Genomic DNA, 1,767 nt, shown 5'->3' with positions numbered 1-1,767 from the left:
CCCAGACTTCGCACATGGGGTTTTAGGTTTCCAGCCAGCGGGGTCGGGTTTCGTCGATGTCGAGGAGTTCGAGCAGGTGTGCTTGGACTCCTCGGTTGATGAGGACGACGGGTGGGCTGGTGGTGGTGCCGGGCCGGATCATCAGGCTGGCGAGGTGGTAGAAGATCATGCGGCCGGTGGGGCGAACGGCTCGGTTGTCGGGGTAGAGGCCGCGCATGGTCTGGTCGGGGCCGAGAGCCTGGCGGACCTGGCGCTCGATCAGGCAGAAGACCAGTAGGGCCAGGCAGATCACGGTGATCAGGGCGGCGATGCGTCGGTTGTGCTGCAGGAAGACCGGCGCGACCGCGAGCGGGCCCTTGAAGTCGTGATAGCGGCGTTCGACCACGGTCTGGCCCTTGTAGCGGAGGAAAACCTGCTGGGCGGTGGCCTGTTCGGGGGTGAGGTTGGTCAGCAGCGCGTACCAGCCGTCGACGGCTGCCTGGGCATCGAGCACGTCCTGGTCGAAGTGCCATTCCAGGACGGGCCGGCCCTCGGGGCCGGTGCCGATGGCGGTCCGCAGGCAGTCCTCGACCCGGTGGTTCCTGGCGATCACGCCGATCCGCGCGGCGATCTTCTCGGCCGTGCCGTAGAACCGTCCGCCGGCGCCGCGCTGGAGCTTGTCCAGGTCCTCGGCCGCGCGGGCCAGGCGTTTGGCACGCGCGGTCTGCTGGCCACGGACGTTGCCGGTGGAGTGGACCAGGATCCTGCGCAGGGTGTGCACCGGGTCGCTCTTGCGGCGCCCGGGCAGGGCGTGGGTGTCCTCCAGGACCCGGTAGACCTCGCGCCGGCCGGCGGGCTTGCCCCCGTCCCGGTCCGGGACGTAGTCCACCACCTGCGTGTCTTCGAGGTTCAAGCCGGCGTAGACCTCGTCGGGGACCTTGGCGGCCGGCGCGGGGGCGACGAAGGCGACCTTCGCGTCCAGCAGGGCGGTGACATTGGGGTGGGACACCAGCTTGGAGTCGGCGACCAGCAGGAAGTCCCTGCGGTCGGCCATCTTGCGCAGGGCGTTCATCGCGCCGACGACCTGGGCGACCTCGCCCGCGCCGCCGTCGTAGACGCGGTGGAGGAGCGGGACGCCACCGTCGCCGCTGACCGCGAGGCCGGCCTGGATCTGCTTCAGGTCGACTCTGCGGTCCTTGGGGTGGCCGTACTTGACCTGCGGGAACTGCTCGTCCTGGTCCTCGTACGCGCCGAAGAGGGACATCGAGGTCATGTCCCAGTGGATCCGGGACACGTCGATGCCGAACTCCGCGATGGCCTGCGCGCCGACCGTGCCGACCAGCTCGTCCAGGTGCGGCGCGATGGCGTCCAGGGCGCGGGCGAGCCGGTCGTCACCCAGCAGGTGCGGCTCGATGCCGAAGACCTCCTCCACCGCCCATTCCCGGGCCCAGTCGCCCACGCGGACCAGCGGTGCCGGGGCGGACAGCCGGTTGGCGATCAGTACCTCGATCACCTGGCCGTGGGTGAGGTGCGCGACCTCGCGGATCGGGCACAGCTCGTCGACGATCCCGGCCACGTCCAGCCGGCGCAGAAACTCGGCAGAGGCGGGCAGAGCGCCCAGACGCCTCTCCACCACGGGCGTCAACTCCACCGTCATCCGAGGACGGTGGACCCGTGAACGACGTGAACGAGATATCGGCACGCCAGGCTCAACGACCGGCACCCCATCGGGATACCGGTCGCATCACCACATCATCCGAACTCGTTATGTGCGAAGGACGGGTCTAG

General features: G+C 69.4%; 1 protein-coding gene. It reads right to left on the bottom strand.

The genetic code is table 11. The annotated features are described in order from the left end of the window. Positions 1 to 22: 22 nt before the first annotated feature. On the bottom strand, positions 23 to 1,636 hold the full coding sequence (locus ACFVVA_RS42095; protein WP_387696011.1) for an IS1634 family transposase: 1,614 nt from the start codon (positions 1,634 to 1,636) through the stop codon (positions 23 to 25). Positions 1,637 to 1,767: the final 131 nt, after the last annotated feature.

It is taken from the genome of Kitasatospora sp. NPDC058048 (assembly GCF_042885555.1).
Taxonomy (GTDB): domain Bacteria; phylum Actinomycetota; class Actinomycetes; order Streptomycetales; family Streptomycetaceae; genus Kitasatospora; species Kitasatospora lactacystinica.
The sequence above is the reverse complement of the archived record's forward strand: the minus strand, read 5'-3'. Positions and strand labels throughout refer to the sequence as shown.

Coding starts and splice junctions, on each gene's coding strand:
- ACFVVA_RS42095 (WP_387696011.1), bottom strand. CDS start 1,636: ATGACGGTGGAGTTGACGCCCGTGGTGGAGAGGCGTCTGGGCGCTCTG.